The sequence below is a fragment of the Nocardia sp. NPDC047648 genome (assembly GCF_040642815.1).
Lineage (GTDB): Bacteria > Actinomycetota > Actinomycetes > Mycobacteriales > Mycobacteriaceae > Nocardia > Nocardia gamkensis.
In genome coordinates this window covers 493,007-517,608 of the sequence record NZ_JBEYSX010000003.1, presented here as the reverse complement: position 1 = coordinate 517,608, position 24,602 = coordinate 493,007, and the positions used below count along the sequence as shown (strand labels likewise).

The 24,602-nt window shown below is 69.1% G+C and carries 24 protein-coding genes; 12 read left to right on the top strand and 12 right to left on the bottom strand.

What is annotated here, in order from left to right:
- The 5 genes from ABZ803_RS11040 to ABZ803_RS11020 form a co-directional block, all read left to right on the top strand.
- A partial coding sequence (locus tag ABZ803_RS11040; RefSeq protein WP_357035293.1) for a Scr1 family TA system antitoxin-like transcriptional regulator occupies positions 1–210 on the top strand: 210 nt, incomplete at its 5' end.
- Positions 207–410, top strand: a complete 204-nt coding sequence (locus ABZ803_RS11035; protein WP_062975745.1) for a DUF397 domain-containing protein — start codon at positions 207–209, stop codon at positions 408–410. The genes ABZ803_RS11040 and ABZ803_RS11035, both read left to right, overlap by 4 nt.
- A 330-nt stretch (positions 411–740) precedes the next feature.
- Positions 741–1,268 carry a lipoprotein LpqH gene (locus ABZ803_RS11030; RefSeq protein WP_357035289.1) on the top strand — a complete coding sequence of 176 codons (528 nt, stop codon included), beginning with the start codon at positions 741–743 and terminating at the stop codon, positions 1,266–1,268.
- Positions 1,269–1,367: 99 nt separating this feature from the next.
- Positions 1,368–2,168: a hypothetical protein gene (locus ABZ803_RS11025; RefSeq protein ID WP_357035286.1), complete on the top strand. Its 801-nt coding sequence runs from the start codon at positions 1,368–1,370 to the stop codon at positions 2,166–2,168.
- Positions 2,169–2,400: 232 nt separating this feature from the next.
- A complete protein-coding gene (locus tag ABZ803_RS11020; RefSeq protein WP_357035283.1) occupies positions 2,401–4,467 on the top strand; it encodes a PhoX family phosphatase in 2,067 nt (688 codons plus the stop codon).
- 106 nt (positions 4,468–4,573) lie between these two features.
- On the opposite strand, the gene ABZ803_RS11015 is transcribed toward ABZ803_RS11020, so the two are convergent.
- Together ABZ803_RS11015 and ABZ803_RS11010 are read right to left on the bottom strand one after the other, a co-directional pair.
- Positions 4,574–5,311 carry a glycoside hydrolase family 25 protein gene (locus ABZ803_RS11015; RefSeq protein ID WP_357035280.1) on the bottom strand — a complete coding sequence of 246 codons (738 nt, stop codon included), beginning with the start codon at positions 5,309–5,311 and terminating at the stop codon, positions 4,574–4,576.
- Positions 5,312–5,385: 74 nt separating this feature from the next.
- Positions 5,386–6,723 (bottom strand): glycogen debranching protein, encoded by a 1,338-nt coding sequence (locus ABZ803_RS11010; RefSeq protein WP_357035277.1) that lies wholly within the window; start codon positions 6,721–6,723, stop codon positions 5,386–5,388.
- Between the two features lie 228 nt (positions 6,724–6,951).
- Between ABZ803_RS11010 and ABZ803_RS11005 the strand changes: the two genes are divergently transcribed.
- Positions 6,952–7,641: an SDR family oxidoreductase gene (locus tag ABZ803_RS11005; protein WP_357035274.1), complete on the top strand. Its 690-nt coding sequence runs from the start codon at positions 6,952–6,954 to the stop codon at positions 7,639–7,641.
- A 299-nt stretch (positions 7,642–7,940) separates the two neighbouring features.
- Here the strand turns inward: ABZ803_RS11005 and leuS are convergent, their stop codons facing one another.
- A complete protein-coding gene (gene leuS / locus ABZ803_RS11000; RefSeq protein WP_357035271.1) occupies positions 7,941–10,787 on the bottom strand; it encodes a leucine--tRNA ligase in 2,847 nt (948 codons plus the stop codon).
- Positions 10,788–10,950: 163 nt separating this feature from the next.
- Here leuS and ABZ803_RS10995 point away from each other — a divergent pair, with 163 nt between their 5' ends.
- Positions 10,951–11,358, top strand: a complete 408-nt coding sequence (locus ABZ803_RS10995) for an SdpI family protein (protein ID WP_357035268.1) — start codon at positions 10,951–10,953, stop codon at positions 11,356–11,358.
- 114 nt (positions 11,359–11,472) lie between these two features.
- Here the strand turns inward: ABZ803_RS10995 and ABZ803_RS10990 are convergent, their stop codons facing one another.
- Positions 11,473–11,847, bottom strand: a complete 375-nt coding sequence (locus ABZ803_RS10990; RefSeq protein WP_357035265.1) for a cupin domain-containing protein — start codon at positions 11,845–11,847, stop codon at positions 11,473–11,475.
- A gap of 146 nt (positions 11,848–11,993) precedes the next feature.
- Between ABZ803_RS10990 and ABZ803_RS10985 the strand changes: the two genes are divergently transcribed.
- A complete protein-coding gene (locus ABZ803_RS10985) occupies positions 11,994–12,938 on the top strand; it encodes an RNA polymerase sigma-70 factor (RefSeq protein ID WP_357035262.1) in 945 nt (314 codons plus the stop codon).
- An 82-nt stretch (positions 12,939–13,020) separates the two neighbouring features.
- Positions 13,021–14,205 carry an FAD-dependent oxidoreductase gene (locus tag ABZ803_RS10980; protein ID WP_357035259.1) on the top strand — a complete coding sequence of 395 codons (1,185 nt, stop codon included), beginning with the start codon at positions 13,021–13,023 and terminating at the stop codon, positions 14,203–14,205.
- Positions 14,206–14,272: 67 nt separating this feature from the next.
- On the opposite strand, the gene ABZ803_RS10975 is transcribed toward ABZ803_RS10980, so the two are convergent.
- From ABZ803_RS10975 to ABZ803_RS10960, 4 genes are read right to left on the bottom strand one after another with little or no spacing between them, the layout of a single operon-like run.
- On the bottom strand, positions 14,273–15,310 hold the full coding sequence (locus ABZ803_RS10975; protein WP_357035256.1) for an aminotransferase class I/II-fold pyridoxal phosphate-dependent enzyme: 1,038 nt from the start codon (positions 15,308–15,310) through the stop codon (positions 14,273–14,275).
- The gene (locus tag ABZ803_RS10970; protein WP_357035253.1) at positions 15,307–16,341 is read right to left on the bottom strand and encodes a 3-oxoacyl-[acyl-carrier-protein] synthase III C-terminal domain-containing protein; all 1,035 of its coding nucleotides are present in this window, start codon (positions 16,339–16,341) and stop codon (positions 15,307–15,309) included. Before ABZ803_RS10970 ends, ABZ803_RS10975 begins: the two co-directional genes overlap by 4 nt.
- A gap of 8 nt (positions 16,342–16,349) precedes the next feature.
- A complete protein-coding gene (locus ABZ803_RS10965) occupies positions 16,350–17,009 on the bottom strand; it encodes an SRPBCC family protein (RefSeq protein ID WP_357035250.1) in 660 nt (219 codons plus the stop codon).
- Positions 17,010–17,067: 58 nt separating this feature from the next.
- The gene (locus ABZ803_RS10960) at positions 17,068–18,756 is read right to left on the bottom strand and encodes a thiamine pyrophosphate-binding protein (protein ID WP_357035247.1); all 1,689 of its coding nucleotides are present in this window, start codon (positions 18,754–18,756) and stop codon (positions 17,068–17,070) included.
- Positions 18,757–18,893: 137 nt separating this feature from the next.
- On the opposite strand from ABZ803_RS10960, the gene ABZ803_RS10955 reads away from it, so the two are divergent.
- Positions 18,894–19,424: an EXLDI protein gene (locus tag ABZ803_RS10955; protein ID WP_062973098.1), complete on the top strand. Its 531-nt coding sequence runs from the start codon at positions 18,894–18,896 to the stop codon at positions 19,422–19,424.
- A gap of 48 nt (positions 19,425–19,472) precedes the next feature.
- On the opposite strand, the gene ABZ803_RS10950 is transcribed toward ABZ803_RS10955, so the two are convergent.
- The 3 genes from ABZ803_RS10950 to ABZ803_RS10940 form a co-directional block, all read right to left on the bottom strand.
- A complete protein-coding gene (locus ABZ803_RS10950) occupies positions 19,473–20,216 on the bottom strand; it encodes a zf-HC2 domain-containing protein (protein WP_357035244.1) in 744 nt (247 codons plus the stop codon).
- Complete coding sequence (locus ABZ803_RS10945; protein ID WP_357035453.1) at positions 20,213–20,698, bottom strand: sigma-70 family RNA polymerase sigma factor; 486 nt, start codon at positions 20,696–20,698, stop codon at positions 20,213–20,215. The genes ABZ803_RS10950 and ABZ803_RS10945 overlap by 4 nt, the downstream gene beginning before the upstream one ends.
- A 183-nt stretch (positions 20,699–20,881) precedes the next feature.
- Positions 20,882–21,526: a YqgE/AlgH family protein gene (locus ABZ803_RS10940; protein ID WP_040871103.1), complete on the bottom strand. Its 645-nt coding sequence runs from the start codon at positions 21,524–21,526 to the stop codon at positions 20,882–20,884.
- Between the two features lie 136 nt (positions 21,527–21,662).
- Here ABZ803_RS10940 and ABZ803_RS10935 point away from each other — a divergent pair, with 136 nt between their 5' ends.
- On the top strand, positions 21,663–22,424 hold the full coding sequence (locus ABZ803_RS10935) for a 1-acyl-sn-glycerol-3-phosphate acyltransferase (protein ID WP_357035241.1): 762 nt from the start codon (positions 21,663–21,665) through the stop codon (positions 22,422–22,424).
- A gap of 4 nt (positions 22,425–22,428) precedes the next feature.
- Here ABZ803_RS10935 and ABZ803_RS10930 read toward each other — a convergent pair whose 3' ends face one another.
- Positions 22,429–22,740 (bottom strand): GNAT family N-acetyltransferase, encoded by a 312-nt coding sequence (locus ABZ803_RS10930; RefSeq protein WP_040871100.1) that lies wholly within the window; start codon positions 22,738–22,740, stop codon positions 22,429–22,431.
- A 157-nt stretch (positions 22,741–22,897) separates the two neighbouring features.
- On the opposite strand from ABZ803_RS10930, the gene ABZ803_RS10925 reads away from it, so the two are divergent.
- Positions 22,898–24,487, top strand: coding sequence for an alpha/beta hydrolase (locus ABZ803_RS10925; RefSeq protein ID WP_357035237.1), 1,590 nt, complete (start codon positions 22,898–22,900; stop codon positions 24,485–24,487).
- Positions 24,488–24,602 lie beyond the last annotated feature (115 nt).

The window sequence follows — 24,602 nt, the reverse complement described above, 5'->3', positions numbered from 1 at the left end:
GTTTTGCTGGAGTTCCCGCGTCACTCCACCGCAGATCTGACCATGCCTCCGGTGGTCTACATCCAGGGCTTCCTCGGCGACCTGTACCTTGAGAAACCAGATGAGGTGCGGCAGTACCGTCAAGCCTCCGCCGAGCTGGACCGCCTGGCACTGGACAAGGCCGCTAGCCAGAACCTCGTCCTTCAGGTTGCAAAGGAGTATGAACAGTGAGCGTTGATCTTTCCGGCGCGGTGTGGTTCAAGAGCACCCGTAGCGGCTCAAAGGATTGTGTCGAGGTGGCGCACCTCGAAGGCGGCATGGTCGGCGTCCGCGACTCGAAGAATTCGACCGGCCCCGCACTGGTGTTCACTCCCGGTGAGTGGGATGCGTTCACCGCTGGTGTGAACGACGGCGAGTTCAACCGCCCGTAGCAGTAAGCGACCACTGCGGCCCGGTCCGCTGTCCTCGAAGGGACAGGGACCGGGCCGTTTTCGTTGTGTCTGTCGAGTGAACTGCGGTCGGCCGGTGTAAGCGGACCGGTCTTCTGCATTCCGATGCGGCCTGCGAACGGCAGGTGTCGTTGCGTTCGAGAACCGCAGCCGGTCCCGATCGCGTTGAGGCGCACGTCTTCTACCTGCGCAAATGCGGAAAACCTGGGATCGGTAGGGCGCGAATCGTTCCTACCTTTTACTCAACGGCCCCACAGGGGGCCGGAGAACAGGACCAGGGGCCCCGGCCCTCGAACGACAAGGATACAGACCATGAACGCCACTTCGCTCCGCATCGCCGCCGCCGCTTTCGCCGCCACCGCCGCCGTCGCGGTTCTCACCGGATGCGGTGACAGCAAGGGCAGCTCCCCGGCCGCGCCCGCGCCGTCCTCGGCCCAGCCCGCCCCGGCGGGTAAGTCGGTCGCCTCGGTCGACGGCAAGGCCTTCGACGCCAAGTTCACCACCACCTGCGCGAAGCAGGGCGGCACCCTGGCGCTGGCGCTGACCGACACGGAGAACTCCGCTTACGGCAACCTCTCGGTGAGCGCGACCATCACCGACGCGAACACCGTGCAGGCGGTCGGGATCGCGGGCAGCAAGGGCGGCGACAACGGCCTGCCCTACGCGGTGGGCTTCGGCAACGGCATGCCGGGCGGCTCCGCCACGGTCGTGAAGGACGGCAACACCTACAAGGTCACCGGCGAGGGCGTCGGCGCCCCCGACCTGACCAACCCGCTGGCCGGGCCGAAGACCTCGAAGTTCGACATCACCTTCGCCTGCTCGTCCATCGTCGGCGCCTGATCGCCGCATGTCCCCGATCCGCCCCCGTCATCCCGGCCGACCCGCCGGGATGACGGGGCGCGGCGAACCCCGAAACCTCGCACACGCAAAGGAAATGTCATGAAGAAGATCCGTCTGATCGCCCTCGCCCTCGCCGCCGCCGCGATCGGCTACTACGTCTACCACGCCGTCACCTACGTCCCCACCAGCGAATGGGAGCCCTCCGGAATGGGCTGGCTCGGCTTCGAGATGGCGCTGCCGATCATCGCGCTCACCCTGGTCCCCATGGTCTTCGCGTTCACCGGCGAAGGCATCATGAGCGCGCTGACCGGCCGCAACAGCGCGGAGTTCCGCGACGGGCTCACCGGCCTCGGCACCGTCCGTTCGGTGCGGCAGACCGGCGTCACCGTCAACGACCAACCGCAGGTCCACGTCGAGTTCAGCGTCGAAGGCGCGGACGGCAAGACCTTCCATTCCTCCGCGAAGATGATCGTGCCGTTCACCGAGCTGGCGCTGCTGCGCGCCGGTGTGGTGCTGCCGGTGCGCTACCTGCCCGGCCGGACCGACAAGGTCGAGGTGGACCTGTCCGGCGACGCGTCCGCCGCGCAGCGGGCCATGAACGAATCCCTGATCCGCAAGGGCGTCACCACGCGGCACAAGCTCGACATCGCCGAGCGTGGCATCGCCACCCAGGCGGTGGTGCAGTCGCTGTCGGTCACCGGCGCGATCCGCGACGGTCACTCCGAGGTCGAGCTCGGCCTGGTGGTCACCCGGCCGGACGGGTCGAGCTTCACCACCCGGGTGACGAAGTTCCTCGCACCCGCCAGCGTCGCCCACGTGCAGGTGGGGCGCATCCTGCGGGCGCACTACCTGCCCGAGAACGAGAGCGAGGTCGTCATCGCCCTGCCGGTCAACGCCTGATGGGCGAGCCGGACGAACTTCGCGCCGGGCCGGACGGGAACGAGGCAACCGCTCGCGGACACGAATGCCGCGTCGATTCGAGATCATCGAGTCGGCGCGGCATTCGTTGTTCCCAGGTCTGGCGGTCGCGCAATCTCAGGGATACCTAATTGGGCGGCTGTTCACTTTGTCGTCCCTTCCGGATTGTCCGCATGGTCTACCGTGCGGCCATCGGCCCAACCCAGGAGTCACCGTGAGTCTTCAGCCACTCGCCCTTTTCGTTCAGCACGACGGCCAATCGTCGCGCGCCGCCGTGACCTGTGCATACAAGTGCGCGAACGCGTGCTTCCACGAGGCGCCGAACACCTCCGCGGGCGCCTACTTCGGTGACATCGTCAGCTCGCTGAACCGGCGCGGGCTGATCAAGGGCGGTGCGGCCGCCGTGCTCGCGGTCGGCGCGGGCAGCGTCCTCGCGGCCTGCGGTGACGACAGCGAGCCCGCATCAGTGGCGTCGACCTCGCCCGCGGGCCCGCCGGGTACCGGTGTCGACTTCACCGCCGTGGCGCCGAACAAGGAAGACGCCGTGGTGATCCCGGACGGCTACGAGCAGTCCGTCGTGATCCGCTGGGGCGATCCGCTGTTCCCCGACGCGCCCGCCTTCGACTTCGACAAGCAGACCGCCGCCGCGCAGGCCGAGCAGTTCGGCTACAACAACGACTTCGCCGCTCTGCTGCCGATCGAGGGCCAGGCCAACGGCTACCTGCTCGTGGTCAACCACGAGTACACCACCAGCCCGCACATGTTCCGTGGCTACAACAAGGACGCGCCGACCGACGAGCAGATCGCGGTCACCATGGCCGCCCACGGACTGACCGTGGTCGAGGTGCGCGGCGAATCCGGTTCGGGCAAGCTGGTTCCCGCCTTCGGCAGATACAACCGCAGGATCACCGCGACCACCGAGTTCAAGCTGACCGGTCCCGCCGCGGGCAGCGACTTCGTGAAGACTTCGGCCGATCCGACCGGCACCAAGGTGTTCGGCACGTTCGCCAACTGCTCCGGCGGCCTGACCCCGTGGGGCACCGTGCTGTCGGGCGAGGAGAACTTCCACGGCTACTTCGCCAACGCGGACAAGGTGACCGAGCCCGCCGCCGCCGCGCGGCTGAAGCGCTACGGTTTCGCCGCGGGCAAGACCGCCAATCTGTGGGAGCGCGCGGACAAGCGCTTCGATCTGGCGCAGGAACCCAACGAGGCCAACCGATTCGGGTACGTCGTCGAGGTCGACCCATGGGATCCGAACTCGACGCCGATCAAGCACACCGCGATGGGCCGGGTGAAGCACGAGGCCGCCACCATCTACGTCACGAAGAACGGCGACGTCGTCTCCTACACCGGTGACGACGAGAAGTTCGAGTACATGTACAAGTTCGTGTCCTCGCGCAAGATCCAGCCGGGCACCGGTGCGGCCAGCATGCGGCACAACGTGACCATTCTGGACGCGGGCACGCTGTACGTCGCAAAGCTCACCGGTGACCACCCGGACAAGATCGACGGCACCGGCGCCGAGCCGTCGGACAAGGGCTTCACCGGCACCGGCAAGTGGATCCCGCTGCTGGAAACCGGCGCGGACGGCAAGGGCAAGTCGCTGGTCGATGGCATGAGCGCGGAAGAGGTGGCGGTGTTCACCCGCCTGGCCGCCGACAAGGTGGGCGCCACCAAGATGGACCGCCCGGAGGACTTCGAGGCCAACCCGTACACCGGCAAGGTGTACGTGGCGCTGACCAACAACGACAACCGCGGTGCGGAGGGCAAGCAGGGGCCGGACGAGGCGAACCCGCGCAAGCTCAACAAGAACGGCCAGATCCTGGAGATCGACGACAACCACACCGGCACCGATTTCACCTGGTCGCTGCTGCTGGTCTGCGGCGATCCCACGGCGGCGGACACCTACTTCGCCGGTTACGACAAGTCGAAGGTCAGTCCGATCTCCTGCCCGGACAACCTGGCGTTCGACCCGTACGGCAACCTGTGGGTCGCCACCGACGGCAACGCCATGAAGTCGAACGACGGCTTGTTCGCCGTGGTGCTCGACGGGCCGAATCGCGGTCAGACCAAACAGTTCCTGACCGTCCCGCGCGGCGCGGAAACCTGCGGCCCGGTGGTCGGCGAGGCGCGGGTGATGGTGTGCGTGCAGCACCCCGGCGAGTCCGATGACGCCACGCCCGACAACCCGTTGTCGCATTGGCCCGACGGCGGAACCTCCCAGCCTCGCCCCTCGGTCGTGGCGGTCTGGAAGAAGGCAGGCGGCCGCATCGGCGCCTGAGACCACAGCCGCGGCCACCGGCCCCCTGCGACCACGGCCGACCACCATCCGCGGCTCTCCCCACGGGTGGAGCCGCTACCCGACTGGGCGGGTAGCGGCTCCGCTCTCAGCTACTGCCGGTGCCGCTGATGTTGGCGTAGCCGGCGAAATCACCCTGGGCTCCGCTGTAGACGTTGAGGTCGACGCGGCCCGCGATGCCGGGGATGGCGCCGCTGTCGGTGGTCTGCCAAAACGTCCAGGTGGACCAGCCGCCGGGCACCTCGGGTTGGGCGTTGCCGCGATAGTCGGCGATCCACAGCGGGTAGTCGGCGAACTCGGCGGTGTCGGCCATCGCGGTACGCCAGAAGTTGGGATAGGTGTAGACGATGGGGACGCGGCCGGTGAGCGTTTCCACGGTGTTCAGGTAGCGGCGGGTCCAATCGATCAAAGCCGCCGGGCCGAGACCGCCGGAGTCCTCCAAGTCCAGCACGGGCGGCAGGTCGAGCGGCCCGTTCTGTCCGAGCACCACCGCCGCGTACAGCGCGGCCTGCGGTTCGGGCGGCAGGTTGGGGCGGGCGTAGTGGTAGGTGCCCCGAGCCATTCCGGCCGCGCGCATCAGCAGACTGTCGGGCACGAAGTACGGGTTGATGTAGCTGAGCCCCTCGGTGGCCTTGACCATGGCGAAGTTGTGGCCGGCGCGTCTGACCGCGAACCAGTCGATCGGGCTACCGCCGGTGTGCTGCCACGAGGAGACATCCGGGCCGGTCGGCGCCGCGGTCGCGGGGAGCGTGGCGACGAGGATGCCGGACAGTGCGAGCAGCGACAGCGCCGTGCCGCGGCGAGTGGTCGACCTCCAGATACCCATGTCGCACGACGATAGCCATTCGCTCTGACTGTTACCAGTGTGACGAATGGGGTGTCAGAACAGTTCTGTGGCCTTCACCCCAGCCAATCCAGGACCGACGCCGCCGTCCACGACTGCTGCATGCTGCCGAGCGGTTCCCCGGTGAACGGTTCGTAGTACTCGGCGAAGCTGCCGTCGCTGGCCTGCCGCAAGCCCTCGGCGCGCAACATTAACGAGCGCTCGGCCCAGCCGCGCCTGGCGAAGACCCAGGAGAACAGCCAGCTCATCACCGGCCACACCGGGCCGCGCCAATACTCGCGGGAACGGAAATCCTTGGACACCGGCGAGGTCGATGGCGGCAGCGCGTAGCGCAGATCCGGGTGGCCGCAGAAGCGCGGACCCTCGAACACGCGCAGCAAGCTGCGCTCGGTATCGCGGGGGAGGCCGCCACACAGCAGCGGCGCGAACATCGAGAGCGTCTCGGTGTTGATCCACCGCTGCAATCGCACGTCGAAATCGCGGGCCGCGCCGGTGCGGGCATCGGCTGTCGCGACGACGCCCGCGCGGAAACGGTCGGCCCAGGCGTAGAGATCGCGGACGTCGGCGTGCGGCTGCTTGTACTCCTCGCCGATATTGGCCAGCACCTCGCAGGCCAGCGCGAAGATCCCGGTGACGAAAACGTCCTCGACCGCGAAGCTCATGGTCGAGGCGAGCTGGTAGTCGTCGTAGCCCGCGCGGCGCATCTGCTCCACCAGCCACAGGTAGCGGTCGTACTCGCGGTCGGTGGGCCGCTGGGTCGGATCGGACACCACCAGCACGTCCTCGCGGCGGTAGGGCGGCAGGTCGCCGGGGACCACGTGCTCGTAGGCGCGATCCCAGCGCGGCGAGTTGTCCATCCCGGACTCCCAGCCGTGATACAGGGTGATGCGGCCGGTCTCCTTGGGATCGCGGGCGTGCGCCAGCCAGCGGTGCCAGCGCACCAGATCGGGCCAGCGCCGGTTGAGGAACTCCTCGGCCACCGACCTGGTACTGCGGCCGTGCCTGCGCGAATGATCCAGGATCCGCTGCACCGCGATGGCGTGCACGGGCGGTTGGGTGATCCCGGAGGTGTCCAGGTCGTCCGGCGCGTTGGCCGCCAGTTTGCGGCACTCCCAGCGGGCCGGGCCGGGAAAATAGCCGTCCACGCCGTTGGCGAAGACGATGTGCGGGATCATGCCGTTCTTCCACTGCGCCGAGAGCAGGGTGTCCAGCTCGATCACCGCCCGCTCCACGCTCAGCGGCGCGAGGCCGACCGCGACGAATGCCGCGTCCCAGCTCCACATGTGCGGGTACAGGCGTGGCGCCGCGCTGGTCATCGTGCCCAGATCGTTGCCGCGCAGCAGGTAGGCAGCGCGGGCCGCGAGCTGGGTGGGGGTGAAGCCCGGATGTGCCATCCCCCTATTCTGCGATGTCACCCGCAGATATGCCCGCTCAGCGGTGTCCGTTTCGTCCCCGGCCCCTGGGCCCGTGGCCGGTTCGTGTTCGGCGGTTCTCACTTTCGCATGCCCCGTCCGTGATTCGCTGCTCGAGATTGTCGCCTCGATTCAGTGTGCAGCGCTAGTCGTTCGTCCAGTGCTACGCGTTTCTACGCCTTCTTCCCCTGGCCGGTTACGGTGGGGCCCATGACTTCCGCCGCGCCCGCGAAACCGACCGCGTTGATCACCGGCGCCAGCCGCGGCCTGGGCGCCGCGATCGCCCGCGAACTCGCACCCACGCACGACCTGCTGCTGGGCGCCCGGTCGGCGGATTCGCTGCGCGGCATCCTGGCGGAGCTGCCCGCCGCGCAGGGCTGGCCGGTCGAGCTGACCGACTACGCCGCCCTCGCCGACGCGGTCGCGCCCATCCGGAGCCTGAACGTACTGGTGCACAACGCGGGCATCGCCGATCTCGGCACGATCGCCGGGTCCACCGTCGAACAGTGGCGAAACACGTTGGAGGCCAACCTCATCGCCGTCGCCGAGCTCACCCGGCTGCTGCTGCCCGTGCTGCGGGCGGGCAAGGGGCACGTGGTGCTGATCAACTCGGGTGCGGGGCTGCGCGCCAACCCGGGCTGGGCCTCCTACGCGGCGAGCAAGTTCGGCCTGCGCGCGTTCGGTGACGCGTTGCGGCAGGAGGAGCCGGAACTGCGGGTGACCTCGATCCACCCGGGGCGCATCGACACCGACATGCAGCGAGAGATCATCGCGGGCGAGGGGCGCGAGTACCGGGCCGAAGATTTCCTCACCCCCGAGACGGTGGCGTACACGGTGCGTTCCGCCATCGACACTCCGCGCGACGCGCACCCGACCGAGGTCGTGCTCCGGCCCTACTGATCGACGGCGCCTCGGCGGCGTCCCGGCAGCAGCGGCCGGCGTATATCCAGCCGCAGACGATCGTCATCGGGCACGCCGCCGCGCAACCGCGGGGCGGCACCAAGTCGTCGGGCAGCAGGACGGCGATGACGTCCTCGTCGTCGTCGAGGCCTGCTCGGGCACGCCGTGGCCCAAGCTCGCCCGCCGTCCCGCCGTCCCGCCGTGCTACGGGCAGCGGGCAGCGGGTAGACGTCGTCATCGAGCGCGACCTTTCTTTGGTCACGCTCGACGGCGTGCTGCTCCGGCCGCGCTGACCACCGTCAGGCGACGATGTTCACCAAGCGTCCGGGCACCACGATCAGCTTGCGCGGCGCCGCGCCGTCGAGCAGCTGGGCGATCTTCTCGTCGGCCAGCGCGGCCGCCTCGATCGCCGCGTTGTCCGCGTCGGCCGCCACCTGAATCCGGCTGCGCACCTTGCCGTTCACCTGAATCGGGTACTCCACCGACTCCTCGACCAGCAGGGCGGGATCGGCGACCGGGAAGGGACCGTGCGCCAGGGACGTGGTGTGGCCCAAGCGCTCCCACAGCTCCTCGGCGACGTGCGGGGCCAGCGGCGCCAGCATCAGCACCAGCGGCTCCACCACCGAGCGCGGCGCGCCGGCCGGGTAACTCTTGGTCAGGTGGTTGGTCAGCTCGATCAGCTTGGCGCCCGCCGTGTTGTCGCGCAGCGCGGCGAAATCCTCGTCCACGCCCGCGATCGTCTTGTGCAGCAGGCGCAGCGTCTCGCCGGTCGGCTCGGCGTCGGTGACCCGCAGCGCGCCGGACTCCTCGTTCACCACCAGGCGCCAGGCCCGTTGCAGGAACCGGTGCGCGCCGACGACGTCTTTGGTGGCCCACGGCCGCGAGGTGTCCAGCGGACCCATGGCCATCTCGTAGAAGCGGAAGGTGTCGGCGCCGTACAGATCGCACATCTCGTCCGGGGAGATGGCGTTCTTCAGCGACTTGCCGATCTTGCCGTACTCCTGGAACACCCTGATCTCGGTGCCGGTGGCGTCGGTCCAGAAGAACCGGCCGTCGCGTTCGACCACCTCGGCGGCGGGCACGTACGCGCCGCGCTCGTCGGTGTAGGCGTGCGCCTGGATGTAGCCCTGGTTGAACAGTCGCCGGTAGGGCTCCGAGCTGCTGACATCGCCCAGGTCGAACAGCACCTTCTGCCAGAACCGCGCGTACAGCAGGTGCAGCACCGCGTGCTCGACGCCGCCGACGTACAGGTCCACGCCGCCCGGATCGGCAGGCCCGCCGACCTCGGCGCGGGGGCCGAGCCAGTACGCCTCGTTCTCCCGGGCGCAGAACGCCTCGGTGTTCGTCGGATCGGCGTAGCGCAGCTGGTACCACGAGCTGCCCGCCCAGTTCGGCATGACGTTGGTGTCACGCCGGTATTTCCTGGGCCCATCGCCCAAGTCCAGTTCGACATGCACCCAGTCGGTGGCCTTCGCCAGCGGCGGCGACGGTTCGGACGTCGCGTCATCCGGGTCGAAAGTCACCGGCGCGAAGTCGTCGAGCTCCGGCAGCCGCACCGGCAGCATGGATTCCGGCAGCGCGTGCGGTGCGCCTTGCTCGTCGTAGACGATCGGGAACGGCTCGCCCCAGTAGCGCTGCCGGGCGAACAGCCAGTCGCGCAACTTGTACTGGATGGTGCCGGTGCCGTGGCCGTCGGACTCCAGCCGGGCGATCACCGTGGCCTTGGCGTCTTCGACCGACAGCCCGTCCAGGTAGCCGGAATTCACCAGCTCGCCCTCACCGGAGTGGGCCGAGACGGTGATGTCGCCGCCGGAGATGACCTCTTTGATCGGCAACCCGAGCGCGGTGGCGAAATCCCAGTCGCGCTGATCGTGCCCCGGTACCGCCATGATCGCGCCGGTGCCGTATCCGCTGAGCACGTAGTCGGCGATGAAGATCGGCACGGGTGCGCCGTTGACCGGGTTGACGGCGTAGTTGCCCAGGAAGACGCCGGTCTTCTCCTTGTTCTCCTGACGCTCCAGATCCGATTTGGCCGCGATCGACTCGCGGTAGGCCGCGACGGCGTCCGCCGGGGACGCGGCGCCGCCGTTGGTCCAGCGGGAATCGACGTCGGCGGGCCACGCGGCCGCGGTCAGCTTGTCCACCAGCTCGTGTTCGGGCGCCAGCACGACGTACGTCGCGCCGAACAGGGTGTCGGGCCGGGTGGTGAAAACCTCGATCTGCTCGCCGTCGGCGTCGAACCTCACCTGCGCGCCGCGCGAACGCCCGATCCAGTTGCGCTGCATGGCCTTGACGTTCTCCGGCCAGTCCAGCCGGTCGAGGTCGTCGACCAGCCGGTCGGCGTAGGCGGTGATGCGCATCATCCACTGCCACAGCCGCTTCCGGAACACCGGGAAGTTCCCGCGCTCACTGCGGCCTTCGGCGGTGACCTCTTCGTTGGACAGCACGGTGCCCAGACCCGGGCACCAGTTGACCATCGAATCCGTCTGGTAGACCAAGCGGTAGGAGTCCAGCAGCGTGCCGCGTTCCGCGGGACTCAGCGCGGCCCAGTCCTTCCCGTCCGGGACCGCCCGCGCACCGGAGGCGAACTGGGCCTCCAGTTCAGCGATCGGGCGGGCGCGATCGGCCTCCTGGTCGTACCACGCGTTGTAGATGCGCAGGAAGATCCACTGGGTCCAGCGGTAGTACTCCGGGTCGGTGGTCGCGAAGGAGCGGCGGCGGTCGTGGCCGAGTCCCAGCCGGTCCAGCTGGCGCTGCATCGTGGCGATGTTCGACTCGGTGGTGTCGCGCGGGTGCGCGCCGGTCTGCACCGCGTACTGCTCGGCGGGCAGGCCGAAGGCGTCGTAGCCGAGGGCGTGCAGCACGTTGCGGCCGTGCATGCGGTGGTAGCGGGCGAAGACATCGGTGGCGATATAACCCAGCGGATGTCCGACGTGCAGACCCGCGCCCGAGGGGTAGGGGAACATGTCCTGCACGAACAGCTTGTCCTGCGGCGTCGGGCCCGCCAGCGGCCCCACCGGGTTCGGCGCATGGAAGGTTCCGCGTTCGTCCCACGTCCGCTGCCACCGGCGTTCGATGCGGCCGGCAAGCTCCGCGTTGTACCGATGCTCTGGTACATCGCTTTCGGTTGCGCGTGTGTCTTGCACGGTCCTGCCTTCTTGTGGTCGCCGATCCCCGACAAACTTCGTCTATCAGGGTAGAACGTCACCTCCGCTGGACCGAAAATCGGGCTGGCCTGGACTTTGCGACGTGTTCCCGGTCGCACCGCCCGTCATCGGCGGGGCGGCACCGATGCGCTAGCCTGCATGGGTGTTCGTCGTCGCTCTCGTCCTGTTCGCGCTGGCTGTCGTAGCCGTCACCACCGGCGCACTCGGGCTGACCGGCCGGTTGCCCCGCAATCGTTTCTTCGGGGTGCACACCGAGGCCGCGTTGTCCACCGGCGAGACGTTCCGCGTCGCCAACCGGGTCGCCGCACCCACCTCGATCGCGGCCGGGGCGCTGCTGTTCGCCGGCGGTCTCGTCGCGCTGGTCGCCGGCGGATTCGTGGCGCTGGTGATCGCGGCCTGCACCGCCGTGGTCGCGCTGTTCACCCTCGGCGCGGGCGCGAATGCCGCCGCACAGGCCGCCGACGCCATCGCTCCGCCCCCCGAGACCAGCGGTTGCGGCAGCTCCTGCGGCGCGTGTTCACTCCGCGACGCCTGCCAGCCCGCGAACTGAGGGCAGCCGCGCTCAGGCACGCGCCCGATTCGCCGTCGGGCGGATCGTCATCCTGACGACCGCAGGGCCTGGCCCGAAGGCGCCCGCTCGACGCGGTGACGGGCCCGAGGCCGCTTACTCCGCACACTCCGGCGGCGCCACGCTGCGCGACAGCGGGCTTCCGACCGGAGTGATGTACAGCACGCACAGCAGCACCGGCTCGGTCCCGATATTGCGGGCGACGTGCGGGTAGCGCGGCCCGCTCGGTTCGCGGAAGACTCGCCACCGCCGATAGGTGACCGGCGCGCAGTCCGCGCCCGGGTGATCGAGCGTCCCCCGCGCCACGAGGACGAACAGCGTCCCGTCGTGATAATGCCACCCGCTGGAGCCGCCGGGTTCGATGATCGTCTGGCGCAGGATGAACGCCCGTCGTCCCACGGCGAACCGGAACAGGACCCGGCTGGCGGTCCCGTGCGCAGGCGCCGCGTTGGCCTCGAATGCGCGCCACATCCCTCGATCGAATCACTTCCGCTCGACTACTCCAAGGGCGCCCGCCCGGACATCGTCTGTACCGGCTGGGTAGCTCGTCGACGTCTGTTCTGGGGTGGCGGGTGTAGCGGTTGGCGGAAGCCGACGGCGGCGGTTAGTTTCGAGCCATGTCGGCTGTTGCGCCTGAGGTCGAGGTATTCGAGAACTGCCGGCCGCGACTGGAGGCGATCGCGTATCGCCTGCTGGGTTCGGCGAGCGATGCCGAGGACGCGGTGCAGGATACGTTCATGCGCTGGCACGCCGCCGACCGCGCGTTCGTCGAGACGCCCGAGGCGTGGCTGACCAAGGTGCTCACCAATATCTGCCTCAACCAGCTCGCTTCGGCACGGGTACGGCGAGAGGCATATGTAGGCCAGTGGCTGCCCGAGCCGATCTTTGCCGGGGACCGCATGCTCGGCCCGGCCGAGACCGTCGAGCAGCGCGAATCGGTGTCGATCGCGATGCTCACCCTGATGGAACGGCTGTCGGCCAATGAACGCGTGGTGTATGTGCTCCGCGAGGCATTCGGCTACGCGCACAACGAGATCGCCGAAATCCTCGATATCACCGAGTCCAACTGCTATCAGATCTACCGGCGCGCCAAACAGCGCGTGACCAGCGACCGGAGCCGCGTGGAAGCCGATGAGGCCGTCGCCCGCAAGGTCGTCGAGGAATTCCTGGCCGCGGCGCTCAGCGGCAACACCGACTCGCTGGTGCGGATGCTGGCCGACGACGCGATCAGCGCGGGCGACGGTGGTGGCGTGGTGACGTCTCTGCCGCGTCCGATCACCGGCGCGCTGCGGGTGGCGCGGTTCCTGCGCCGCCTGTTCGAGCCCACCGAGGAGAAGTGGGCGACGATCGGCGGTCGTGCCGACCTGTTCGCCGCGGTGGTCAATGGCGTACCCGCACTGGTGGTCGTGGTCGGCGATCGGGTCGTCATCGTCATCACCCTGGAGGTGACGACCGACGGCATCGTGGCCGTTCACACCCAAGCCAACCCGGAGAAGCTCGAACGGGCCACGCGGCACTGGGCCGCGTCCGAGCACGCGGACCCCCTCCTCGCGGGGTGGTGACCTAGATCACAGTTCACGTCTGTCAGGTTTCGCGTCGCTGTCCGGTTCAGGAAGCGAACACCACCCAGACAGGAGTGAGACCATGAAGCATCGCATCGTCGTCCTCGGCGCGGGATACGCCGGAGCCAACGCCGCTGGTCGCCTGGCCAAGCGGCTGCATCCCGCCGATGTCGAGATCGATCTCGTCAACGCCGATCCGGAGTTCGTCGAGCGGGTCCGCATGCACCAGCTCGCCGCAGGTCAGGAGTTGAAGACTCGCGCGCTGGCCGATGTCTTCGCCGACACGGGCGTGCGGGTCGTGCCCGCGCGGGTGACCGCGATCGATGTCGACCGAAAGGTGGTCGACATCGATGCCGCTGATGGCCGGCGTGAGATCACCTACGACACGCTCGTTTACGCCCTCGGCAGCGCCGCTTCCGACTGCGGTGTGCCCGGTGTGGCCGAGCACGCCTACGACATCGCGGGCAAGCAGTCCGCGCTGCGGGTGCGCGAGCGTCTGGCAGGCTTGGGCGCGGGTGCGACCGTGCTGGTCGTCGGCGCCGGTCTCACCGGCATCGAAGCCGTCACCGAAATCGCCGAGGCTCGACCGGATCTCGAGGTCGCCCTCGTCGCTCGCGGCGGCCTCGGCGACTGGCTGAGCGCGAAGGCCCAACAGTATCTGCGCAAGGCGTTCGACCGGCTCGGCATCACCGTGCACGAGCACACCGACATCGCCCGCGTCGAGCCGACCGGCGCCGTCACCGTCGACGGCCGCACGATCCCGGCCCGAATGACGCTGTGGACAGCCGGTTTCGCCGTGCACCCGATCGCCGCGGCCACCACCCTGCGGGTGTCGGCGACGGGGCAGATCGTCGTCGACGACACGATGCGGTCGGTCTCGCACCCCGACGTCTACGCCGTCGGCGACGCCGCGCTCGCCCCTGGGGCGAACGGCGAGCCGCTGCGCATGTCCTGCGCTTCGGGTGTCCCTTCGGCCTATCAGGCCGCCGACGCTATCGCCGCGCGTCTGACCGGCCGAAAGATCCCTGGCAATTCGATCGGCTACACCGGCCAGTGCATCAGCCTCGGCCGCCGCGATGCCCTCATCCAGTGGGTCACCCCCGACGATCAGCCCAAGCCCTCCGCCCTCACCGGCCGGGCGGCCGCGCGAGTCAAGGAGTTCATCTGCAAGAGCGCGGCGTGGAGCATCTCGCACCCGACATCGATGCTCCCGTCTCGCCGTCGTCACATCACCGCCGCCGAGCCGCAGCGCGCCCTCACCGCGTGACGGCGCGCTGTACGGCCCGTGTCGGACGGACGATCCGGCACGGGCCGACCTCTTTCCGTCTCAACGGTCACGAAGTATGCGGCAGAAGCGCTTCCAGAACCGCGTGATCGGCGGCGGGGTCGCCGACGGCGATCCGAGCGCTGCCGTCCGGATAAGGCTTCGCGGCGATCCCCGCGCGACGGAGGGCGGTGACGGTGCCGGGACCGGGGACGAACAGGAAGTTGGCGCGGCTTTCCGGTATCGCGAATCCGCGAGCCAGCAGTGCGGCACGGAGTGCGTCTCGTTCCTCGGTGATGCGGAGGGTTCGTGCGGCGAGTTCGGGTTCGGCGGCGTAGGAGGCGGCGACCGCGGCCACCGCCGCCGCGCTCAGCCCGAAGGGCAGTTGCAACTTGCCCACCCGCGCGATCAGTTCGGTGTTGCCGAAGGCGTATCCGATTCGCAGCCCGGCCAATCCGTACGCCTTCGAGAAAGTCCGCAGGACGAGCAGGTTGGGGTGCTTAGCGAGCAGTGCCAGCGGGTCGACGTACTCGGCCGCGCCGAGGAATTCGACGTACGCCTCGTCGAGAATCACCGGAACCCGGGCGGGCACGTCGGACAGGAACGCCTTCAGCTCGTCCGCCGGGATCACCGTGCCGGTGGGATTGTGCGGACGGCACACCACGACCAGTGCGGTGCGCCGGCCGATGGCGCGGCGCATCGCGCGCAGATCCTGGTTCCCCGTCGCGTCCAGCGGCACCGGCACGGCGTCGAGGCCGGTCATCTCGGCCATGATCGGATACCCGTCGAACGTCGGCGCGCTGTAGACGATCTCCGTGCCCGGCGTGGTCAGCGCCTGCAGGATCTGTAGGGCCACCCCGGTCGCCCCCGAGCCGACCACCACCTGATCCGCCCGCACGTGCACATGCCGGGCGATCAGCGACGGCAGCCGATGCGGCAGGAACTCCGGGTATCGGTTGGCCTGTGCCAGTGTCATGTGCACCGCCCGCAGCACCGAAGGCAGCGGCGGGAACGGGTTCTCGCTCAGGGTGAGGTCGAAACGGGGCGGCACCCGGGGCGCGGGGTGCCTGCGGGAGGGCCGGGTGCCGTCGACGACGCGCACGCTCATCGCGCGGCTCCCCAGCGGACGGCGGCCGCGCCCGCGAAGTCGCCCGCGTGCGCGAACCCCGCCAGCAGGACCAGCGAGCCGTTGGCCAGCCGTCCCGCCCGGTTCTCCACGTCCAGGGTCACCGGGATACCGGCGGCGAACAGATTTCCGCAGGAGTCGAAGGTGTCGGGATGCCGCTGCGCCGGAAGTTCCAGCGCGTCGTGCCAGTTGCGCAGGAACAGCCGGTTCGGCTGATTGGTGACGAAGGTGTCGACGTCGCGTCCGCGCACGCCGAGCCGATCGCACACCGCGAGGGCGACTTCCGGAACCAGCCGGTTGCCCCTGGCGAACACCTTGGTGACCTTGGACTCGGTGAAGCTGACGCACCCCTGTCCCTCGCCCGGCTCCCAGTACTTGCGCTCGCCGTTGGTGGAGAACTCCATGTCTCCCGCGAATTCGGGATAGGTGCGGCATTCGACGTCGAGGATCGGAGCGCTGTCGTCCTTGCGCAGCAGCCCCACCCCGCAGCCGTCGCCGGGCACCGGAGCCTGGGCCAGCTTACGGATCTCGGTCTGGGTGAACACCGGTCCCGCGCAGTTCTGGCTCGCCGCGATCAGCGCCGTGCGCGCGGAGGTGGTTTGCAGGATCATGCGGGCCATCGCCATCATGTGCACGAACGCCGCGCACCCGCCGTTGTGCAGGTCGTAGACGTACGAGGGACGGATGCCGAGCCGCCGGGCCACCTCGGGGCCGCTGCCGAGCACCGGATTGTCCGGCAGCTGGGTGTGCGTGAGCAGGACGTCGACCTCGGCGATCGCGTCGGCGCCGTTGCGTTCGATCAGCGGTGCGACGGCGCGCTCGACCATGTCCACCGCGGTCTCGTCGCGCGCTATGTGGTGGCGGCCCTTCGGCGCGCGGAACATGACGTTCTTGGCCATCCGGTCCGAGCGGGCGAACTGGGTGAAGTATTCGGTGCCGACCGGCTCGCCGGGTAGATACGAGGACACGTCGACGAGGCTGACCGGGGGGAGGCCGGAGGTGTTCTGGTGCATAGCGCGTCTCACTTCATCCAGTCGGGCTTGATGGGCAGGCCGTGGGTGGCCCGGTACTCGCAGATGGCCTTGAGGTTGTCCATCTCCAGCTGATGACCCGCCGAGAACAGATCCCAGAAATCGCCGACCCACACCTCCCGCTTCGGCGGTGCGGTCTCCGGGTAGGGGTTCTCGTCGTAGAAGGGGTGCTTGCAATTGACCCACAGGACAACCGAACCCGGCTTGTCGAACACCACTCGGGCGTCGATCACGCGCAGCAGGTAGATCATCCACAGGTGCCGTGACTGGTCCCAGGCGCAGTGGTAGTCGACGGTCATGGCGTCGGGGTTCGCGACGGTGCGGGTGAAGATCTTGGTGTCGGCGCCCAGCCGGTCATAGGCCAGCCACAGTCCGGGTTCGTCGGTCTCGGTGAACCCGCGCATGCTGTAGGTCCACTCCTCCAGCGACCTGGTGTCGGCGAGGTATTCGTACACCTCTCGCGGCGGTGCGGCGATATAGCCCTGCACCGGACAGTATTCGCCGTAGATCTGGTCGTGTGGGTACACCGATCGCAGCATGTCCATGATGAGCGGAGTGGCGGCGTCCTTGTCGAAGTTCTCGACGCGGACCACATTCGGCAGACCCTCCTCCGGGATGTCGCTGAGGGCGGGCAGGGAAGTCGCGGTCACGGGGTGCTCCTCTCGGCGGGCGCAGGCACGGTGCCCGCACGGGTTGGGCGGGTGTGGGTCATCGGGCCTTCCCGGATTGCTCGACGGTGGTCAGGAAGGGCAGGAACGGGGGGATCTCATCGGGGTCGCATTCGATCGAAAGGAATGACGGACCCTCGGTTTCCAGGCAGCGTCGCAGCGCCGCGGCGAGATCGCCGACGGTGTGCACCGAGAACGCGGGCAGCTCGGGGAACATCGCGGCGACGCCCGCGCCCAGGTAGGCCGGACGAAATCGGTTGAAGCTGTAGCGATCCCGGTAGTACAGCTGCTCCCTGGTCACGCACATGGCGTGCGCGTTGTTGTTCAGCACGACGAAGGTAACCGGCAGCGCGTGCTCGATCGCGGTGTGCAGCTCCATACCGTGCATGTAGAACGAGCCGTCACCGGCGATGACCACCGTCCGCCGCACGCCATCCGCTCGCGCGTGCCGCGCGAACGCGGACCCGATGCCCGCGCCGAACGCGTAACCCATCCCGCCCATGCCGAGGGCGACCACGAACCGGCCGCCCCGTGGGACCCGCAGATGGTGCACGACGGCCGCCCCCGTGTTCCCCGCGTCGGCGAACACGTCGGTGCCTTCGGGCAAGACCGCGTCGATCGTCTCGACCACATCCCGGTAGCGCAGACCGGGACCAGAGGAGGCGGGCACGCGCAGGGAAGTCAGCGGTTGCGCCGCGAGCACGCGTTCGGATCCGGTACTGCCGTCGTCCAGTTCGTCGGCGAGTTCGGCGAGCGTTCGCGCGAGATCGGTACTGGTCGCGTGGATGGCGGGCAAGTACGGCGGCGCCACGCCGATGCTCGCGACCGCGCGTTCGGCGAGCGCGGTCTCCGAGCCGGCGCGGGCGGGCACCGGCAACCGGGTGCCGACCAGCAGGCACAGGGCCGAGGAGCGAATGGCCGCCGTCAGCTCGGGGTGACCCATGCTGCCCGCCACACCGCGGAAGGCGGGATCGGTGTTGTCGAAGGTGTCCTTCGCGTCCGGCGCGACGCCCACCGCGGCCTCCAGCGCGGTGGCCAAGCGGGCCAACTCGGCGCGCGCGTCGTCGCGCGCGACCTGATCACCCGCGATGATCACAATCTTGCCGGTGTGCCGGGCCGTGGTGAGCGCGGCGCGCACGCGAGCGATTCCGGCGTGGTCGGCCCGGTGCGTCCGCGGGCTCGGCCGAAACGGGGCGACGTTGCCCAGCTCGGCCTGCTGCACGTCTTTGGGCAGCAGCAGTACCGCAGGACCACCGTGCCGGGCGGCTCGCATCGCCCGGTCCAACTGGTCCGGCACATCCGCGGCCGATTCCACCCGTGCGCAATAGGTGCTGACCGCGCCGAAGAGGCGGACCGCATCGATGGTCCCGGCGCGTCCGCTGGTGTCCTGGAACGCGCCGTTGCCCTCCAGGGCGGTCGGCGGCTGGCCGACCAGTGCGAGTACCGGCACCCGCGACGCGAACGATTCGGCGAGTCCGGCGACGAGGTTCATCGCGCCGCCGCCGGAGGTCGCCGCGACAACCCCGAATCCGCTCGTGCTGCGGGCGTATCCGTCGGCCATGGTGGCCGCGGAGAACTCGTGTTTGGCGACCACCCCCGTGACGTACTCCGGCGCGTCGAAGATCGCGTCGTACAGGTCCTCGATATTGGCGCCGTCCACCCCGAAGATGTGCCGAACACCCAACGCCGACACCGCTCGCACCAGATGGTCCACGACCCGAGTCCGCATCGGCGCTCCTTTCCGCTGACGATGAATCGACTGCGTACAGGAGTGATACGGGCCGGACCGTCGAACGGTTCAACGCTGCTTCAGGCGAAGGTGAGTCACACCTTGCGTGTACGTATACATCTACGTATAGTCGGAGTATGCCCAACAAGACGATCTATGTGGCCGACGACGACCTTCCGCTGTTCCAGCGTGCGCAAGAGTTGGTCGGCGGCAACCTCTCGGGTGCGGTGGTCACGGCGTTGCGCCGGTTCATCGAACTCGAGGAGGGTCGGCTGGAGGGCTACGACGAGATCGTGGTCAAGGTCGGCCGCGACGGTGTGCGCCAAGTCCGCTTCTCCGGCACTCTGCTGGGGGAGTGGCACGAGGTCAACGATACGCGGATCGAGCACATCCAGGTGTATCGCAGCCGCAAGGGCAAGTACGTGATGCACGCCCAATACTCGAACTGGGACGAATATCCCGTCGACGCGGGCGCGAACTGGCTCAAGGACTGGCGGGACCCGAAGAGCTGGCGCCGCCTGCTCGGCGTCGGGCAACAGGACTGGGGCGATTTCGTCTTCGTCGTGGTGGATTCCCTGGACGAGTTGAAGGGGCAGCTGCCCGACAAGCTCTACCGGCGGGTCGCGGACGTGGCCGGGGGGCCGAAGATCGAGGACCTGGACATCTAGCCGCGATCCCCCGCGGGGCAGTACCCCGCAGGGGATCGTCCGAATCGATCAGACCGTGCCGGTGAGCAGCACTCTCCCGGTGTTCGCCGCGCGGATCTCCACCGAGCGGACCTGATCGGGTGCGCCCTCGATGGTCCGGTCGATGGTCAGCTCGGTGCCGGGGCCCGCGGGCCACTCGTCGAGTTTCTGCTGCTGGCCGCTGGTGCTGGTGACGTAGAGCGCGAGATTCGCGCTGTAGCGCAGCTGCTCGCCCGGTGGATAGCTGCAGGACATCACCACGCGTGTCCGGTCACCCGCCGGGACGAGCTTGAAGTTCGCCGAGACCGGTGTCGGCTCCAGCGGAGTCATCTGGCGTTCGACGAACGCCTGTTCGCTGGTGCCCGGCTCCTGCGAGTCGTTCGATCCCGACACCGAGATCGCGATCGGGACGGCGATCGCCACCGCGGCCGCGGCGGAGGCCACCGCGATGCCGACCGACGTCCACCCGCTGCGGCGACGGCGCCGCTCGGCCGCGTCGGCGAGCCGGGGTGGCGGTGGGAGTGTCGGCATGGGCGGGGGAGGTGGCACCGCAGCGGACTCGTCGGTTCGCGCGGGCGGCTCGATCATCGCGAGCGCGATATCGGTCTCCACGAGGGCGAGCATGCCCGGTAGGCCCGCGAGTTCGGCCACGGCGCCCCGGCAGCCGGGGCAGGCGGCGAGGTGGCTCTCGTACTGCAGGCGCTCTTCGCGGGTGAGGGAGCCGAGCACATACGGGGCGTCCCACGTGCTGAAGTCGTCGGTGATGTCCGTCATTGATTCGTCACCCCCATCTCCTGTAGTGCCAGGCGCAATGCGCGCATACCGTAGTGCATCCGGGACTTCACCGTGCCCGGCGGAACGTCGAGTTCCTCGGCGATCTGATGTGTGGACAGTCCCCGGTAGTAGGCCCGCACGATCACCTCGCGGTGGTCGGCGCTGAGCTTGCCGAGGGCATCGGCGACCAGCCAGCCGTCCAGCGCACGATCGGAGTGGTCGGGGGCCGCCCGTTCGGGTGGGTTGTCGGTGCGGAACTCGCGCCTGCTGCGGGCGCTGCGGTGCTCATCCACGGCGAGATTGCGCGCCACGGTGAACAGCCACGCCCGCGCCGACGTGGTCGATTGATCCAAGACATTCGGCCGTTGCCAGGCCCGCAGCAATGTTTCCTGCACGATGTCCTCTGCCCGTCCACGGTCCCGAACCAAGCCGAGCGTGTACCGCCACAGCGGGGCGGCGTGTTCCTGGTAGAGAGCCCGCATCAATTCGGACTGGTCGTCTGGCGGGCCCGTCTCGCCGCGTACCTTGCGCACAACTGGATACCTCTCCGCTCGAATTGCGGGTCCGGTCGGTGGGCGCACCCGATGCGTCACCCATGCTCTCGCCGGTTCAGTTGTCGTGTCTCATGTCGTGTCTCCTTCGGTCCCTTCGAGGAGTACACGGTCTCAGTTGCGTTCGAGTTCAATCGGGTGTGTCGCGAGCAAGGACAGCGGCAGCGGCTGACGGCGCAGTACGTGCGCCCACAGGTCCGCGCGGCCCGTGCTGATCGGGTCGGACGGCAGGGCCGAGACCACGATCCAGTCGTCGTTCTCCAGTTCGCCCTCGAGCTGCCCGAAGGTCCAGCCCGCGTAGCCCGCGAAGATCCGGATGCCCTCGACGAGCGGGGCCACCCGCTCGGGATCGGCGTCCAGGTCGACGAGGACGACCCGTCCATCGATACGCCGCAGCCCGGGGACGCCCTCGATGCGCGCGCCCACCCGTACGGTGCCCAGGCACAGCGCGGCGTCCCGTTTCACCGGGCCGCCGATGAACAGCGTGCGTGGCGCCGCGACCGCGTCCGTCCAGCGCGGCAGCACGTCGTGCACGGCCGTGTCGCTCGGGCGGTTGAGCACGACGCCGAGGCTGCCCGCCTCGTTGTGCTCGATGATGTAGACGACGGTGCGCCGGAACGTGGGTTCGACCAGTTCGGTGGACGACACCAGCAGCGTCCCGGCACGAACCACCTGCTCGCCGTGCCGGAACTCGCGTCGCCTGCGGTCACCGTGCCCGCCGCGGGTCTTCCGATCGTCCGGGTCTTCTGCGCGTGCCACTCCGACATCATCGCAGCTGTTCGCCCACAATGCGCCTTCTGCGGCCGACTTCTGTGTTCCGGATTCGCCGCACGGGTGGCGGCCCGACGGCGGACGCCCCGTCACGCCACCGGCGCCACATCGTAGAGTCCAGCTCATGGAACCGCCCGAGGTGCGCCTCGAGAACAGCGACACCGTGTACGACTACTACCGCGATCATCGCCAGAACCGCCTGAAGGCATGGGGGGCCTACGCCGTTCTCGGCCGCCGCTACCACCCGCGCGTCACCTACGCGGAGGGCGCGCGCGCCGCGCTCCGCTCGGTGATCAGGCAGAACAGGCCGCTGCTGATCGCGATCAACCATCTCTCCGAGAGCGACCCCTACACCGTGGCCGCGGCCGCGTGGCGCAGCGGGCTACGACGGGTGATCGGCCGGGTGCGCGTGCTGGCCAAGGACGAACTGTTCGTCGATCCCGATCAGCGGCGCAAGATCGACATGATGGGCGGCATCCCGGTGTTCCGCGGCAAGGACCACGGCATCCGCGCGGTGAACGCCGCGGGCCAGCGCATGATGGACGTCTGCGCGGAGCGGATGGCCCGCGGCGACGGCATCGCGGTCTTCCCCGAGGGCACCTGCAACGACGTGGACCCGGCCCGCGTGCAAGCGGTGGGCAGCGGCATCGGGCACATCGCCTTCCGGGCGATGAAGCTCGGCGTCGAGCCCGTGCTGGTGTCGATGGCACTGAGCTACGGTCCGCGCCGGGACCCGGCGGTGCGGCCGACGAAGGAGGACGCCAAGGGGGCCAGCTTCCACTTCGGGGTCCCCATCCTCGAGTTGCCGCCCCGGCCCGGTGACATCGCCCGGTTGGTGCGTACCGATCTGCAGAAGGCGCTCGACGCCGCCGTCGCGGCCTACTGAGGGCCTACTGCGGCAGGTTCAGCCGGTCGCGCGCCCAGTGCGGCACCATCGTGAGGTATTCGGGGCGGGTCTCGATGAAGTGGTGGACCGTCCGGCACATGGGCAGCGCGCCGAGCTTGTCGTCGCGGGTGCTGTTCAGCGCGGTCTCGACCAACAGCCGCGCATAGCCCTGGCCCTCGTAGGACGAGTAGATCTCGGTGTGCACGAACGCGCGCTCGGAAGCCGTGTCCTGGTATTCGGCGTAGCCGGCGATCGCACCGTCGACGTAGATCTCGAAGCGTTCCAGTGCGGTGTTGTTGCTGACCTCGGTCGACATGGCTCGACGCTACTCTGTGCGCCGGTGTCCGGATAAATCACACGCCCGACCGGGCGGAATCCCGCCACCGACTTGTCTGTCCCGGCGGGCCTGCGCAGAATGCTCTTGGTCGGGTCCGTCGTCGCGCGCGAGCGGGCAGGCTCGGGGAGGTACGAAAATGATGAGGACACCGCGGGTTTCGCGGGTCGCGGCCACCGTGGTCGCCGCGGGCCTGCTCGGGGGATCGATCGTCACCGGCGTCGCGGACGCCGCGCCGGGAATCGCCTTCGGCCGGTGTCCGGAGGGTGCGGTGCCCGCCGATCGGGGTGTGCGGTGCGCCGTCGTCAGCGTGCCGATGAACTACGCCGACCCGGATGGGCCCATGATCGAGCTGACCGTCAGCCGGATCGCCGCCACGGGCGAGCGGGAAGGTGTCCTGTTCGCCAACCCCGGCGGTCCCGGCGCGGACGCGCTGGACTACTGGGCGCGCCGGGTGGAGGTATTCCCCGCCGGGCTCGCCGAGCACTACGACCGGATCGCCGTTCAGCCGCGCGGTCTGCGCTGGGCCACGCCGCTGGAATGCGGCACGGGCACCAAGAACGAGCAGGGCAGGCAGGTCTCGCTCGGCGGCGGCAATCGCGACGAGATCAAGAAGGCCTGTGACGCGGCGCAGCCCGGTTACCTGGACGCCATCACCACCGAGAACACCGCCCGCGACATCGACGCCGTGCGCGCCGCGCTCGGGCTGGAGCGGATCGGTTACCTGGGCACGTCCTACGGCACGTACCTCGGCGCGGTGTACGCGGCGCTGTTCGGCGACCGGGTGGACCGGATGGTCCTGGACTCCAACGTCAACCCGGATTGGGTGTGGACCGAGGAGTTCGCCCAGCAGCAGGTCGCGGGCAAACAGCGCCTGGACGACTTGTTCGCCTGGATCGCCGAACACGACGACGAATACCACCTCGGCGACACCGCATTGCAGGTCTATCGCAACTGGGTCCGGTTGGCGGCGGCCCAGGGCGGCGGCTGGTACGCCAACCTCACCCCGCCGCCCGCGAGCATCGGCGACCTGCCCGGCGCGCTGCCCGAGCCGCTGGCCGAGATCGCGAGGGACGGCTACACCGGCAGCGTCGAGCAGCTCGGCAAACTGCAGAACCTGTTGCGCACCTTGGTCAGCGGCGGCGTCTCCGCGCAGGTGCCGTTGCTCGGCGCGACCACCGTGGCCACCTATACCCGCACCTTCTGGCCGGTCTTCGCCCGCGCGATGGCCGACGCCGCGGCCGATCCGGCGAACGTGCAGCGCCTGCGGGCCATCGAGGGCGCGACCTCGACCGACCCCACCGGGCGGTTCGTGTTCAGCGCGATCACCTGCAACGAGAACTCCGTGCCCGGCAGGCCGGAACTGCTCGGCGCCGCGGCAGGCACCATAGCCTCCGGCGGCAACGCCATGGACGCGCGCGCCGACCTGGTGCGCTCGGGAATGGCCTGCGGTTCCTGGAAACCCGTGACGAAGCCGGTGCCGATCACCGGTGCGGGGCTGCGCACCCCGCCGCTGGTGTTGCAGAGCCGTCACGACGCGCTGACCAAATACGAGGGCGGCCCGGCCATGGCCGCGGCGCTGGGCGGCACGCTGGTCGTCGTGGACGGCGGCGACCACGGCACGTTCGGTCGCGGCAATCCGGCGGTGGACGAGGCCGTGCTCACCTACCTGCGCACCGGGAAGGTCGACATCACCCGGGCCGACCAAGCCCCGCTGCCCGCAAGCTGAACCTCGCCGCAGAGCGCGTTCGCCGACTCGCACCATCCCTCCTCGAAATCGCAGCACGAACTCGAGGTCGGCCGGGTGACGCGCACTTGGAGGGCGAATTCCTCCGCGATCCGCG

Excerpts from the sequence above, each read along its gene's own strand:
- ABZ803_RS10960 (WP_357035247.1), bottom strand. The coding sequence starts at position 18,756 with ATGCGGACTCGGGTCGTGGACCATCTGGTGCGAGCGGTGTCGGCGTTG.
- ABZ803_RS10925 (WP_357035237.1), top strand. The coding sequence starts at position 22,898 with ATGATGAGGACACCGCGGGTTTCGCGGGTCGCGGCCACCGTGGTCGCC.
- ABZ803_RS10955 (WP_062973098.1), top strand. The coding sequence starts at position 18,894 with ATGCCCAACAAGACGATCTATGTGGCCGACGACGACCTTCCGCTGTTC.
- ABZ803_RS10970 (WP_357035253.1), bottom strand. The coding sequence starts at position 16,341 with ATGCACCAGAACACCTCCGGCCTCCCCCCGGTCAGCCTCGTCGACGTG.
- ABZ803_RS10950 (WP_357035244.1), bottom strand. The coding sequence starts at position 20,216 with ATGACGGACATCACCGACGACTTCAGCACGTGGGACGCCCCGTATGTG.
- ABZ803_RS11010 (WP_357035277.1), bottom strand. The coding sequence starts at position 6,723 with ATGGCACATCCGGGCTTCACCCCCACCCAGCTCGCGGCCCGCGCTGCC.
- ABZ803_RS11030 (WP_357035289.1), top strand. The coding sequence starts at position 741 with ATGAACGCCACTTCGCTCCGCATCGCCGCCGCCGCTTTCGCCGCCACC.
- ABZ803_RS10980 (WP_357035259.1), top strand. The coding sequence starts at position 13,021 with ATGAAGCATCGCATCGTCGTCCTCGGCGCGGGATACGCCGGAGCCAAC.
- ABZ803_RS11005 (WP_357035274.1), top strand. The coding sequence starts at position 6,952 with ATGACTTCCGCCGCGCCCGCGAAACCGACCGCGTTGATCACCGGCGCC.
- ABZ803_RS11025 (WP_357035286.1), top strand. The coding sequence starts at position 1,368 with ATGAAGAAGATCCGTCTGATCGCCCTCGCCCTCGCCGCCGCCGCGATC.
- ABZ803_RS10930 (WP_040871100.1), bottom strand. The coding sequence starts at position 22,740 with ATGTCGACCGAGGTCAGCAACAACACCGCACTGGAACGCTTCGAGATC.
- ABZ803_RS10935 (WP_357035241.1), top strand. The coding sequence starts at position 21,663 with ATGGAACCGCCCGAGGTGCGCCTCGAGAACAGCGACACCGTGTACGAC.
- ABZ803_RS10975 (WP_357035256.1), bottom strand. The coding sequence starts at position 15,310 with ATGAGCGTGCGCGTCGTCGACGGCACCCGGCCCTCCCGCAGGCACCCC.
- ABZ803_RS10985 (WP_357035262.1), top strand. The coding sequence starts at position 11,994 with ATGTCGGCTGTTGCGCCTGAGGTCGAGGTATTCGAGAACTGCCGGCCG.
- ABZ803_RS10945 (WP_357035453.1), bottom strand. The coding sequence starts at position 20,698 with ATGCGGGCTCTCTACCAGGAACACGCCGCCCCGCTGTGGCGGTACACG.
- ABZ803_RS10990 (WP_357035265.1), bottom strand. The coding sequence starts at position 11,847 with ATGTGGCGCGCATTCGAGGCCAACGCGGCGCCTGCGCACGGGACCGCC.
- ABZ803_RS11015 (WP_357035280.1), bottom strand. The coding sequence starts at position 5,311 with ATGGGTATCTGGAGGTCGACCACTCGCCGCGGCACGGCGCTGTCGCTG.